We start from the raw sequence: 12,731 nt of genomic DNA, 5'->3' as shown, positions 1-12,731 counted from the left end.
ATCCTTACAATGACTTTATCTCAGCAACCAGTTTTTGCAATGCTGCTTTGGCATCACCAAATAACATAGAGGTTTTAGGCTGAAAGAATAATTCATTTTCGATACCCGCATAGCCGGGTTTCATACTGCGCTTATTGACGATTACAGTTTTTGCCTGTTCCACTTCTAATATAGGCATACCATAAATAGGTGAAGCCGGGTCTGTCTTAGCAGCAGGGTTCACTACATCATTGGCTCCCAATATCAGTACCACATCGGTCGTTTTAAATTCGTCATTGGCTTGTTCCATTTCTTGTAGTTTATCATAACTCACATCTGCTTCAGCCAATAAAACGTTCATGTGTCCGGGCATACGGCCGGCCACCGGGTGAATGGCATAACTGACATTTACTCCTTTTTCTTCCAATAATTTCTCTAACTCATGACAAACGTGCTGCGCCTGTGCAACTGCCAATCCATAACCGGGCACTATGATGACTTTGTTGGCATAACACATGCACACAGCGGCGTCAGACAATGATATTTCTTTGTAATTACCTTGAGGACCTTTGGCAGTACCGGCTCCTGATGCAGATCCACCAAATGAACCGATCAATACATTGGTCAGACTCCTGTTCATGGCTTTACACATCAGGATCGTCAATAAGGTACCGGCTGCACCAACAAGGATGCCACCGGTAAGCATTACTTGATTATCATATAAAAAGCCCCCACAAGCAGCAGCTACACCTGTGAAAGAATTCAATAAAGAGATCACAACAGGCATATCAGCACCACCAATAGGCAGTACAAATAGTATTCCATAGATCAATGCAGCTGCAGCAATCACATAAAACAGAAAAGTATTATTGGGATGCAAGTTAAAGACCAAATAACCTGCTGTTATCAATGTAGCTGCTAATAGTACCAGGTTAAAAATTTGCTGTCCGGGAAATGCGAAGTCTTTTATTTTTCCATTGAGCTTGCCCCAAGCAATCATACTTCCGGCGAAAGAAACTGCACCAATAATCAAACCCAGAAAGATTGTGATTAAAGTACCAGCCATGCTAAGGGGTATAACGGTTGTATGCCATCCCGGAGTATCTATTACTGGAACTGCGAACATATCAGAGATATGTCCAAACTCGTTTACTGATATCAAAGCTGCACAAGCTCCACCCATCCCATTAAATAGACTCACCATTTCCGGCATAGCAGTCATTTTCACTTTTTTGGCTGCCAAAACGCCAATAATGGTTCCCAAAAAAAGACCGCCGAAAATCCAGCTGTAATTACCCAATTTTTTTCCTTCTTCCTCATACAAAAAGATGGTTCCGAAAATGGCAATGGTCATACCAACTGCCGCTACGAGATTTCCCTTTCTTGCAGAATCGGGATGTGACAACATTTTTAGACCAATGATAAAGGTCAGAGATCCAATGAGGTAACAAACTGTAAGCAGACTTAATTCCATGGCATCTATTTTCGTACTGTTTTAAGAACAGTATTATTTTTTCTTTTTAAACATTTCTAACATTCGGTCTGTCACCACAAAACCTCCTACCACATTCAATGTACCTAAGACAACTGCTAAAAATCCAATGATCAATGCAACATAATTACCTGGCTCTACTTTTCCCATTACAATAATGGCCCCAATAATCACTACTCCGTGTATTGCATTGGCACCACTCATTAAAGGTGTATGAAGAACACTGGGTACTCTTCCGATTACCTCAATACCCAAAAACACAGATAATATCACGATGTAAATAATATCGATGTGAGATTGTATCCAGTTTAATATTGTTTCCATGATTATAATTTCATTTTTAACGGTTGTTGAGTCTGTTGTGAGTAGTCAGTAGTGAATAGTGAGTGGTATAGACAATCAAAAAACTTACTCACTATTCACTACCGACTATTCACTACTCATCACTCGCTCATTCACTATACTCCCGGCATGTGTAATACAACATCCTTTCACAATATCATCTTCAAAATTCAATGTTATATTCCCTTCTTTGGTAATGATGAGTTGTAAGAAATTCAACACATTTTTTCCATACAGTTTACTGGCATCCCATGGCATATCCGCTGCCAAATTACTATTACCCATGATAGTAATACCATTGTGCATAATGGTTGCATTGTTTTGGGTAGCAAATACATTACCTCCGGTTGCAGCAGCTAAATCAATGACTACACTTCCGGGTCTCATACTATTCAACATGGTTTCATTGATGAGTAGTGGCGCTTTTTCCCCGGGTATCTGTGCAGTAGTTATGATGATGTCAGACTTAGCAACGGATGCCGCTAATCTTTCCTGTTGTCTTTGTTTATATTCCTCAGATTGTTCAACGGCATAACCGCCGGCTTTAGAAGCATCTGCAGCGCCTTCTATCTCTATGAATTTAGCGCCTAAACTCATTACTTCTTCTTTCACAGCAGGTCTTGTATCAGATACTTCCACCACTGCCCCGAGTCTTCTTGCGGTAGCTATGGCTTGCAATCCTGCCACGCCTGCCCCAATGATTAAAACCTTTGCCGGAGGAATACTTCCGGCAGCCGTCATGAACATGGGAAAATATCGAGGGGAAAGTGTTGCAGCTAGTAATACTGCCCGATATCCTGCAATATTGGCCTGACTACTCAACACATCCATGCTCTGTGCACGGGTAGTTCGAGGTATCATGTCGAGACTAAAGACAGTGATCATTTTCGAAGCCAGTTGCTTCATTAGTGCCACATGAAATAAGGGTTGAAATACACCTACCAGAATAGCACCTGATTTTAGCTGCATGATTTCTTCTGAAGAAAGCGGATGAATCGTCAGAATTAGATCGGCTTGTTGTAAAATTTCTGCTCTTGCTTTCAGCGAAGCATTTTTAGCCACATAGTTATTGTCATCAGCAAAAGCTTGTATTCCGGCACCCAATTCCGTCCATACAGTAATTGCTTGCTTTGTTAGCACTTCTGCTTGTTCAGGTAAGAGTGATACCCGTTTATCATTTGTTTCATTGAGTATACCAAGAATCATGTTTCAATTTAAGCTATTTTTTAATTAGTGGCAAACGAGGATTTCCATACCTCAATTTGTGAGACCGTTTCGTCTAAAAGATAGCTGCTTTTAAAAACGGATCGCCAGATGCTGTTTTACTTTGAACTCTTTACGAAAGAAAACAATTCCAATAAAGAATAGATCGATTGTTAAGGTTACGACCGGATGTTGCTGAATCTCATCCCATGCTTTTTCCATTTCAGCACTCCCATGAATATGATCAAAAATGAGCATACTATATTCATGCGTATGGTCAAGTAACTGGTAAAAATAATGGATGGTAGACGCGTACCGGAGATTTATATCTATCAATGCAAAATCAATGATAGGTTTATTTTCAAGCCACGCTGGTAATGTATGATCAAAATCACCCTCAATGAGGCGAATATTTTTTATGCCCAGTTTTTGAAAATTCTCTTTTGCAACAGCAGCAATAGCAGTAGACCCTTCCATAGTTGTTAATGTTGCCGAAGGATTGGCCATGGCTAAATACGCACTCGTAATTCCTAAAGAAGTGCCCAATTCAAGTAAATATTCGGGTGCATAATGATCGATGATCCTGAATAATAATTGTCCGAATTTAACAGACTTCAATGCAGACTTTGCAAAGTAAGAAACAGTTCTTTGATTGGTTACACCAGTTCTTGATCCTGTAGCAAAATCTTCCACAGATAAAACTCGAGTATCATTCAGCATCAACTTTCTAACGTTCTCAATGGGCTGATACGCATAAAAATATCGATCATCATTTAAAACATGCTGAATGAAATCAAACACAAAAGGAGAATGTACACCATGACCTTTACCATTTTTGGCTGTTATATAGTAATACAGATATTTACTTGCCCGTTGAATAGGTGAATACATAGATCAGGAAATTTTATGGAATCTCTTCTTCCTCCTTTTTTGAAAAGGCAGTTCCTTAAGCAACCAAAGTAAGGCATAAACAGCACAAAGAAGACATAGATAATGCAGCACTTTAAAAAGTAAATTATAATTGTTCCATGATCCTGTACCTCCGGAGAAAATTACTACTAAGAGAATAATGGCCAACCAAGGTGTATTTCTACACTTACGAATGAGAAATAACCAAGGCAGAATAATCATACTCATCAATCGATAAAAAAATGCATCCGGTTCTACCGGTGGCAGATCCTCCATTTTGATTCCTGATTGTTTGATGAGTTCTTGCGCTAATTGTGCCATATCTATCAGTTGCTGCACTAAAAAAACAGCATACCCAATGGTGATGAGACAAGTTGCAGCGAGCAGTGCTTTTGCATAAGCATGATAAGGAAATTGTTTCCACCAAGACAACAAGATCAAAAAGGGTGCAGTAACAGCAAATGCAATTTCAATGAAAGCCATGCTGTTCAATTTTAAGATCGCTCCCAGCGTTGAAAGGTAAAAGCAAATGCATGTTTAGCGTCTGCAGGATAAGGTTCATCAAATACCAATTGCCAATCTGCAGATAGTTCCGGAAAAAAAGTATCCGCTTCAGGCTCAGCTTGAACCCTGGTAAGGTATACTTTATGTGCCATGGGTAAAGCTTCTTTGTAAATCTCACCACCACCGACTACAAAAACTTCCTTATAATCAGCCGATTGGGCAACAAATAAAGCATCCTTCAAAGAATGTACTACTACGATCCCTTCGGGTTTCCAATCTCTTTGTCTTGTAATCACAATGTTCAAACGACCGGGTAATGGCTTACCTGATAATGACTCAAAAGTTTTTCTACCCATCACCACAGGCATCCCCCAAGTGATCTTTTTAAAGAACTGAAGATCCTTCGGTAAATGCCACAACAATTGGTTGTTCTTACCAATCCCATGATTGGTAGCAGCTGCAACAATGATAGAAACGATCATGATTAAAGATAGTACCTTTTATGGTGGATGGCAGATATCAGATTGACACTACCGTTTATTTAATTGCCTTCTTTATTTTTTATTTATTATTCAATATTTCTCTTTTTTCTAGACCGCTACCGGTGCTTTAATATGCGGGTGACACTGGTAATTTTCCAATGTAAAGTCTTCAAATTGGAAACTGAAAATATCTTTCACGGATGGGTTCAACTTCATGGTAGGTAAATCATAGGGAGTTCTGCTCAATTGTAACTTGGCTTGTTCGATGTGATTGTTGTACAAATGGGCATCACCAAAACTGTGAACAAAATCACCATATTGTAAATCACAAACCTGTGCAATCATCATAGTAAGCAATGCATAAGATGCAATATTGAATGGTACACCTAAAAATACATCCGCACTACGCTGGTATAACTGACAACTCAGTTTGCCATCCGCTACATAAAACTGAAATAAAGTATGACAAGGCATTAAAGCCATCTTAGGAAGATCCGCTACATTCCACGCACTGATGATCAATCTTCTGCTGTCCGGATTTTTTTTGATTTGTTGAATCAGATCTGAAATCTGATCAGTAACTTTTCCATCAGCTCCCTCCCAGCTTCGCCATTGTTTTCCATACACAGGTCCTAACTCTCCTTTCTCATCAGCCCACTCATTCCAAATACTCACACCATGATCATTCAGGTATTTGATATTAGTGTCTCCTTGTAAGAACCAAAGCAATTCATAAATGATACTTTTTAGGTGCAGTTTTTTGGTGGTGACCAACGGAAACCCTTTTTGTAAATCAAATCTCATTTGATAACCAAAACAACTGATCGTACCTGTTCCGGTTCGATCGGTTTTTTGGGTACCATGATCAAGAATATGCTGGAGTAATTGATGATATTGCTGCATGAGCGCAAAATACGTCATGGCAGACTACGATATCCGGTAAAATTAGGAATGTTGAGAAGCTGTGAATTCTACGCTGATTTTCTGCGTGCCAACTCTCTTTTTATCAATGACAATTCGCGACCTGTTTGTCCACTAACACTACTATTTTCCTGTGCACGACGCATCAAATAGGGAATAACATCTCTAATAGGACCAAAAGGCAGGTATTTGCTCACACTAAACCCCTCTTTGGCAAGGTTAAATGTGATATTATCGCTCATCCCATATAACTGAGAAAAATGTATATGTGGATGGTTATGTGGTATATTTTTTTGATCCAATAATTCAGCCGTCAATAAGTTACTAGCTTCATTATGTGAAGCAATAATTACAGCAATTTGATCTAAATGATCAATACAGTAACGTACTGCCAAATCATAATCTTTATCTGAAGCTTCTTTATCGGGTTGTATAGGAGAAGGATAACCCATTTCTTTGGCTCTTGCCCGTTCTTTTTCCATATAGGCACCACGAACCAACTTAACCCCCAGCTTAAACCCTTTTTGTTGTGCGATCTGATGAGAAAGTTTCAGGAAATGTAAACGATCGTGACGATACAATTGAATGGTATTATACACCACTACTTTTCCCTTATTAAAGATCTCCATCATTTCCATGGTAAGTCTATCGATTGGATCTTGTATCCAACTCTCTTCCGCATCTACCAATACACCGATATTTTTTTCAGATGCAATCTCACAAATGGCATACATACGTTCCCGAACCCTGTCCCATTCATCAATTTCGGCTTCATGATCATGAATACCACTGCGTAAACGAGGAGCTTCATTGAGTGTTTGTAATAAAGCGAAACGAGCGAGTCCGGTAACTTTTATACTGATAAATGGAATATTGGTTTGCGTAGCAGCATAATTGATGACGCGAATAAATTCTTCAGTGGCATGATCGAAACTGTCTTCTCCTTCTTTTCCTTCCACCCCATAATCTAAAATCACCTGAACACCATATTTTCCCAATACAGCTCCCACACCTGCTGTTTCTTCCAGTGTTTCTCCACCTACAAATTGTTTGAAAATTGTTTTACGGATGATACCATGTACGGGCAATCCTGTTTTCATGATAAAGGGTGTTAGCCGCGTACCCAATTGTACAAACCAGGGATAACCCATGGTACTGAATAGGAATTTTGCACTTTTCAGTTCCTTGTTCGATTTGTATTCGAAAGCATTCTCGGTATTGTCAAAAGAGATATTCATTGCTAACATTCGTTCGTACTGCGAATATCGGTGCTGTAACGTTTAAAAAAAAGATTTTATACAGCAAAAGAAGAACTGACGATTAAATAGCCTGATGGTTGAACGGCTGTAATACCATTTCGCTAACTACTCCACTGGCCGGCTGCTGACAAAGGAACCATATGGCTTTGGCTGCCTCTTCGGCTACTACCATCTTATCACGTTGAACCCGAAGATCAATGGTATCCCAGAAAGGACTATCCACACCTCCTAAAAATAAATTGGTGATACGTATTTCTGTCCTTTTCAGCTCCTCACGAATACTTTGCATCATCCCCACAAGTCCATATTTACTGGCACTATAGGCGGCAGCACCGGCCATAGGGACTTTTCCCAATACCCCGGGAATATGAATGATCAACCCTTTTTTCGCTTCTTTCATAGCCGCCAAAACAGCCTTGGTTACCCAAAAACTGCCAATTAAGTTCACCTGAAGAGTGTTGATAAAATCCTCAGTGGTTAGTGTATCCATCGACTTAATAATACCGATTCCTGCCGCATTGATCAGGATATCTATCGGACCATCTTGTTGAATGACACCAATGGTATCATAGACAGCTGCTTCATGAGTTAAATCCATCTGAAATTGTCTGTTCGAAGGAATACCCGCCTGCTCACCGGCTACCGCTAATTTTTCCCGGTTTCTTCCTGTTATGAATACGATAGCACCTGAGCCGGTCAGTAATTTGGCCAATCGCATACCAATGCCTCCTGAGGCGCCTATCAACAATACTTTTTTGCCTTTCAGTGATTCCATAACAAGAATTTATGGGTTTATAAACAATAAGCGGCTCATTTTGTTTTGGATACCAGTATGAATGCCGAAATATCACTGCTGTTTCCACATCAATTATTCGAAAAAAACAAAGCACTTGCTACAAGAAGAGAAGTGTACCTCATAGAGGAATTTCTTTTTTTCAACCAATATTCATTCCATCAACAAAAACTCATTTTACATCGGGCTTCAATGAAAGCATATGCCGAAGTGTTAATCAAAAAAGGATTTACAGTATCTTATATTTCTGCAACCGACCCCAATGCCGATATCCGTCAATGCATTCCTGTACTGGCACAAAAAGGCATCCGTACCATACATGTTACAGACCCAACAGATGAGTGGTTGCTGAAACGAATACAACACGCTTGTGAAAAAAATGATATTGAATTGTTCCTTTATCACAATCCCAACTTCATTAATACCCCAGAAGCAATCAATGAATATTTTGTCGGTAAGAAAAGCTATTTCCAGACTGATTTTTATATCCATCAAAGAAAACAAAGAAATATACTGCTAACAGATCAAGGACAAGCCCTCGGTGGTAAATGGACTTTTGACACAGATAACCGAGAAAAATATCCCAAGAATACACCGGAACCCTATCACCCATTTCCCTCTATCAATCCATACGTAGAAGAAGCCATCCATTATATTCAAAAACATTACCCGAATAATCCGGGTAATGCAGGAAACCCTTTTGGTGATTCGCCTCACTTTTATCCTGTTACACATTCCGAAGCACAACAATGGCTACAGGCTTTTTTTAAAGATAGATTTGCATTGTTTGGCCCTTATGAAGATGCCATGGTGAAAGGTGCTTCTATTTTACATCATAGCGTTCTTACCCCAATGTTGAATATTGGCTTACTGGATCCGAATACCATCATCGAGTCTGCTTTGGAAACCGGTAGTCAACAAGACATCCCTCTAAATTCTTTGGAAGGATTTATCAGACAGGTACTTGGATGGCGGGAGTTCATTAGGGCCGTGTATCAACGTGAGAATGTGAAACAAAGAACTCGTAACTACTGGGGTTTTACAAGAAAAATACCTGCATCATTTTGGACAGGAACTACCGGCATAGTACCTGTTGATGACGTCATCAAGAAAGTATTAAAAAGTGGTTATGCCCATCATATTGAACGTTTGATGATCTTGGGAAATTTTATGTTACTCTGCGAGTTTGATCCCGATGAAGTATATCGCTGGTTTATGGAGCTCTTTATTGATTCCTATGATTGGGTGATGGTTCCGAATGTATATGGTATGACGCAATTTGCTGATGGCGGACTCATGACTACCAAGCCTTATATCAGTGGCAGTAACTACATCATGAAAATGAGCAACTATGAAAAAGGAAATTGGCAACAAGTATGGGATGGATTGTTCTGGCGTTTCATGCATGTGCATCGAGATTTTTTTTTACAAAATCCCAGGCTGGGAATGCTCGTTAAAACTTTTGATAAAATGAAAGAAGAAAAAAAGCAGGAACATTTGAAAACAGCTGAAATATTTCTGGCTTCTCTTGCTTAATCACTACTCAAAAAATCATGTATGCCAAAAAGACCCTGGAATCGAGTGAATCTTCCTGTTTATTCCATCTCTAGCAAGGATGGGAAAGGGAATTTCAATATGCATATCATTACTTACGCCAACCAGATCAGCATGAACCCAAAACGTTTTGTTTGTGGTATTTATGAAGGCACTAAGACATTGGAGAATGTTGTAGGTCATAAGGAGTTTGTTCTACAACTGCTATCCGAAAAACAATACCGACTGGTAGATTTATTAGGTAAAAAATCGGGACATCAATTCAATAAGATAGAGCGATTAGAAAAAAGAAAACTCATCACAGAATGGAATGGATTTCCTGTTTTAAAAGATGCTTTAGCAGTCATATTATTGAGCACTATCAGCAGTTTTCCCGGTGGCGATCATACCGGATTTCTGTGTAATGTAGTACAATATAAAAATCTCAATGAAGGAGACCCATTGACACTAGACACCCTTAGAGCGCATAAACTGATTAGAATATGAGTAATCAAACATTCCCTACAGAATTATCAGTTATTCAAAACCATATTGCAGCAATCAATCCCATAGCTTACGCCAAGACAAGAAATTTCTTAACGGGGGCTGTTACAAGACTGTCTCCTTATTTATCAAGAGGTGTCATTTCTTTATCGCAAATTCAATCATCCATATTAGAACGACACACTGCCTATCAATCAGAAAAACTATTACAGGAACTGGCTTGGCGAGAATATTATCAACGTGTATGGCAAGCTAAAGGCGATCTTATCTTTTCAGATCTTAAACAAGAGCAGCCTCAAGTCAATCATTTTCAAATGCCTGTTGCTGTTTTAAAAGCTGCAACAGGAATACAAGCAATAGACAAGGGTATTGAAACTTTATATGCAACCGGATACATGCACAACCATCTTCGTATGTATACTTCCATGCTGAGTTGTAATATTGGAAAAGCACATTGGCGATTACCATCACAATGGATGTACTATCATTTATTGGATGGAGATCTTGCCAGTAACGCTTTAAGCTGGCAATGGGTAGCGGGAAGTTTTAGCAGTAAAAAATATGTGGCAAATCAAGAAAATATCAACAAGTATACAGGAACCAATCAAATGAACAGTTTTCTTTCTGTACCATATGATGCTTTTGAAGATTTAGAAGTCCCGGAAATACTAAAAGAAAAAAATACACTATCCTTAGCAACCGTTTTGCCTGAATCTGATCGGATCGATGAGCATGAAAAGAATGTCTTTGTTTACAATGGTTATCAACTGGACCCTGAATGGCATCAGGGAGAGCCCGGACAAAGAATTCTTTTATTAGAACCTACTCATTTTGAGAAATATCCTGTCAGCGAAAAAGTATTATCATTTATCATCGATTTGGCGAAACAAAACATCCCTCATATCAAATTATTTACAGGATCATTTCAATCATTACAAGAAAAATTTTCTAACGCCACAATTTATTACAAAGAACACCCAATCACCCAACATTATAAAGGAATTCAAGAACCCAGAAAATGGATGTTTCCTGAAGTAACAGGATACTATCCTTCTTTCTTCGCTTATTGGAAGAAATGTGAAAAGTATTTGCGATAATTTCAGAAATTCGCAAATGACCATTACAGAAACAGAGATTTATAAGTATTCTATTCCCATGGTGCCCTTTACGATCGCTACAGGCACCATGCATTATGCGCAGAATATTTTCATAAGAGTACATACCAGTGAGGGTATCACTGGAGTGGGTGAATGTTCTGCCTTTCCCATGATCGCTGCAGAAACGCAAGCCACTTGCTATGAAATGGCAAAAGATTTTGCCAAACTTTGGAAAGGAAAAGATCCATTATCAATAGATGAGCGTTTGCATGAATTAGACCTTTTTACAGCCGGCAATTACACTGCCAAAAGTGCTTTTGATCTAGCACTGTATGATATCTCAGCAAAACATGCAAAACAACCACTCTATCAGTTTTTAGGTGGTCAGCAAAAAAGTATTGAAAGTGATCTTACCATTGGTATTGCTGATCCGGAAACAATGGCTGAAACTGCTCTTTCCTTTAAGCAAAGAGGTGTGCATATGATCAAAGTGAAATTGGGTAAAGATGTTGCTACTGATATAGAACGTATCAAAAAAATAAGAAATGCTATTGGAGATACCATTATTCTAAGAATCGATGCCAATCAGGGTTGGTCTTTTGAGGATGCAGTCACTGCTTTGACTTTAATGGGGCAATACGATATTCAGTTCTGTGAACAGCCCATGCGAAAATGGAATGATCACTTATTGCCTGAGCTTTGTAAAATATCTCCCATACCCATTATGGCTGATGAAAGCGTGTTTACGCATCATGATGCAGCAAGAATTATTAGAAACAATGCTTGTCATTATATCAATATCAAATTTGCAAAAAGCGGGGGCATCCGAGAAGCGATACGTATCAATGAAATAGCTGAACAGCATCATATTCAGTGTATGTTAGGAGGCATGTTAGAAAGCAGAATAGCACTCACCGCTAAAGTACATTTTGCAATGGCTATGGAGAATATTAAATTCTATGATTTAGATACCTGTTTACTAGGACATCAAGAAGACCCTGTAAAAGGAGGCGTCTCATATGCAGGCATGGAGCTGCAACTAACTGATGCTTACGGAATTGGCGCTGATGTTAATGATCAATATCTATCAAAGTTAGCATACATCATTATCTAGTAAGCGCATACACATCATTCACAGTCCTTCTTCAAGGACTCCCCCTTCTACCTTATCTTTGACGAAATTTAAACAATCATGGAAGGGAAAAAAGTGAGTGAGAGTTTTACCATCATGAACGAATTGGTACTCCCGAACGATACCAATACTTTCGGAAATCTAATGGGTGGTCGTTTGATGTACTGGATGGATATTGCTGCGGGTATTGCTGCAGGCAGACATTGCAATACACCTAGTATGACCGCATCTGTAGATAACTTAAGCTTTAAAAATCCTATCAAATTGGGAAATGTGGTACATATTGAAGCCAAGGTTTGTCGCGCATTCAATACTTCCATGGAAATCCATATCAAAGTATGGGGAGAGGATCTGCTACATCAATATAAATATGAGAGCAATGAAGCCTTCTTCACTTTTGTTGCATTAGACCCAAACGGAAAACCAAGGAGAGTGCCTGAATTGATTCCTGAAACAGAGGAAGAAAAGCGATTGTTTGATGGCGCTTTAAGAAGAAGACAAATTCGCTTGATCCTAGCCGGCAAAATGAAGCCTGATGATGCCAATGAACTGAAAGCACTCTTTATTAAAGATTAGTGCTC

The 12,731-nt window shown here is 39.0% G+C and carries 14 protein-coding genes; 5 read left to right on the top strand and 9 right to left on the bottom strand.

The window, feature by feature from the left end; genetic code table 11:
- Positions 1-4: 4 nt before the first annotated feature.
- The 9 genes from ACTIEV_RS08175 to ACTIEV_RS08135 form a co-directional block, all read right to left on the bottom strand.
- The gene (locus tag ACTIEV_RS08175; RefSeq protein ID WP_322196832.1) at positions 5-1,453 is read right to left on the bottom strand and encodes an NAD(P)(+) transhydrogenase (Re/Si-specific) subunit beta; all 1,449 of its coding nucleotides are present in this window, start codon (positions 1,451-1,453) and stop codon (positions 5-7) included.
- A 33-nt stretch (positions 1,454-1,486) separates the two neighbouring features.
- The gene (locus ACTIEV_RS08170; RefSeq protein ID WP_178887283.1) at positions 1,487-1,795 is read right to left on the bottom strand and encodes an NAD(P) transhydrogenase subunit alpha; all 309 of its coding nucleotides are present in this window, start codon (positions 1,793-1,795) and stop codon (positions 1,487-1,489) included.
- A gap of 105 nt (positions 1,796-1,900) precedes the next feature.
- Positions 1,901-3,019, bottom strand: a complete 1,119-nt coding sequence (locus tag ACTIEV_RS08165; protein ID WP_322196831.1) for a Re/Si-specific NAD(P)(+) transhydrogenase subunit alpha — start codon at positions 3,017-3,019, stop codon at positions 1,901-1,903.
- A 90-nt stretch (positions 3,020-3,109) separates the two neighbouring features.
- A complete protein-coding gene (locus ACTIEV_RS08160) occupies positions 3,110-3,907 on the bottom strand; it encodes an O-methyltransferase (protein ID WP_439516332.1) in 798 nt (265 codons plus the stop codon).
- Between the two features lie 3 nt (positions 3,908-3,910).
- On the bottom strand, positions 3,911-4,408 hold the full coding sequence (locus tag ACTIEV_RS08155; RefSeq protein ID WP_322196829.1) for a hypothetical protein: 498 nt from the start codon (positions 4,406-4,408) through the stop codon (positions 3,911-3,913).
- Between the two features lie 11 nt (positions 4,409-4,419).
- Positions 4,420-4,911 carry a dihydrofolate reductase gene (locus tag ACTIEV_RS08150; RefSeq protein WP_322196828.1) on the bottom strand — a complete coding sequence of 164 codons (492 nt, stop codon included), beginning with the start codon at positions 4,909-4,911 and terminating at the stop codon, positions 4,420-4,422.
- Between the two features lie 108 nt (positions 4,912-5,019).
- Entirely contained in the window at positions 5,020-5,832 is an 813-nt protein-coding gene (locus ACTIEV_RS08145) for a thymidylate synthase (RefSeq protein WP_416194688.1), read from the bottom strand.
- A 50-nt stretch (positions 5,833-5,882) separates the two neighbouring features.
- Entirely contained in the window at positions 5,883-7,070 is a 1,188-nt protein-coding gene (locus ACTIEV_RS08140) for a proline dehydrogenase family protein (RefSeq protein WP_322196827.1), read from the bottom strand.
- An 82-nt stretch (positions 7,071-7,152) separates the two neighbouring features.
- Complete coding sequence (locus tag ACTIEV_RS08135) at positions 7,153-7,866, bottom strand: SDR family oxidoreductase (RefSeq protein ID WP_322196826.1); 714 nt, start codon at positions 7,864-7,866, stop codon at positions 7,153-7,155.
- Between the two features lie 57 nt (positions 7,867-7,923).
- Between ACTIEV_RS08135 and ACTIEV_RS08130 the strand changes: the two genes are divergently transcribed.
- From ACTIEV_RS08130 to ACTIEV_RS08110, 5 genes are all read left to right on the top strand, one after another.
- Entirely contained in the window at positions 7,924-9,420 is a 1,497-nt protein-coding gene (locus ACTIEV_RS08130; RefSeq protein ID WP_322196825.1) for a cryptochrome/photolyase family protein, read from the top strand.
- 21 nt (positions 9,421-9,441) lie between these two features.
- Complete coding sequence (locus ACTIEV_RS08125) at positions 9,442-9,924, top strand: flavin reductase family protein (protein ID WP_322196824.1); 483 nt, start codon at positions 9,442-9,444, stop codon at positions 9,922-9,924.
- Complete coding sequence (locus ACTIEV_RS08120) at positions 9,921-11,018, top strand: FAD-binding domain-containing protein (protein ID WP_322196823.1); 1,098 nt, start codon at positions 9,921-9,923, stop codon at positions 11,016-11,018. The genes ACTIEV_RS08125 and ACTIEV_RS08120 overlap by 4 nt, the downstream gene beginning before the upstream one ends.
- Before the next feature lie 16 nt (positions 11,019-11,034).
- The gene (locus tag ACTIEV_RS08115) at positions 11,035-12,132 is read left to right on the top strand and encodes a mandelate racemase/muconate lactonizing enzyme family protein (protein ID WP_322196822.1); all 1,098 of its coding nucleotides are present in this window, start codon (positions 11,035-11,037) and stop codon (positions 12,130-12,132) included.
- A 78-nt stretch (positions 12,133-12,210) separates the two neighbouring features.
- Complete coding sequence (locus tag ACTIEV_RS08110; protein WP_178887301.1) at positions 12,211-12,726, top strand: acyl-CoA thioesterase; 516 nt, start codon at positions 12,211-12,213, stop codon at positions 12,724-12,726.
- Positions 12,727-12,731 lie beyond the last annotated feature (5 nt).

The sequence above is a fragment of the Sediminibacterium sp. genome (assembly GCF_051861365.1).
Taxonomy (GTDB): domain Bacteria; phylum Bacteroidota; class Bacteroidia; order Chitinophagales; family Chitinophagaceae; genus Sediminibacterium.
The sequence above is the reverse complement of the archived record's forward strand: the minus strand, read 5'-3'. Positions and strand labels throughout refer to the sequence as shown.